Annotated in this window: 1 protein-coding gene; it reads left to right on the forward strand. The window is 42.2% G+C overall.

Annotated elements, in window-relative coordinates; all coding sequences use genetic code 11:
• On the forward strand, positions 1–477 hold a 477-nt coding region (locus CZ490_RS02735), incomplete at its 5' end, for a DoxX family membrane protein (RefSeq protein ID WP_077617445.1).
• Between the last annotated feature and the right edge of the window lie 111 nt (positions 478–588).

Consider the following 588-nt stretch of genomic DNA (forward strand, 5'->3'; position numbering starts at 1 on the left):
GTTTTACGTGTATACCTTGGTTGGACTTGGATGACAGCTGGATGGGGCAAAATCACAGGTGGATTTGATGCAGGTGGCTTCCTTGGGAATGTTGTAGCAAACCCTGTACTAGATAAAGCAACAGGCACTGCACTTTATCCAACATACACTGCTTTCGTTGAAGGCTTTGCCGTTCCAAACGTAGAACTTATCAACATTATGATTCCTTGGGGAGAATTCCTTGTAGGACTAGGATTACTAATCGGATGCTTAACAACTGCCGCTATGTTCTTCGGACTAATGATGAACTTTATGTTCATGTTTGGTGGTACAGTGAGCACAAACCCATGGATGGTTCTTTTAGGAGTAGTTGTTCTAGCTGCTGGAGCAAACGCAGGGAAATTTGGAGCTGACTACTACGTATTACCGTATCTTAGAAAAACATTTAAATTTGGTGCAAACAGAGAAACAAAAACGACAACAACTAACGTGGCTTGACCTCTCTATAGCCCCGGATTCCCTCATCATACTAAGGTGGTGAGGATGGGGACTTTTTGAGGATATGATAAATAGATAAAATTCAGTTACGCTGGAGGCTTAAATAGCTTC

The sequence above is a fragment of the Litchfieldia sinesaloumensis genome (assembly GCF_900156865.1).
Lineage (GTDB): Bacteria > Bacillota > Bacilli > Bacillales > Bacillaceae_L > Ferdinandcohnia > Ferdinandcohnia sinesaloumensis.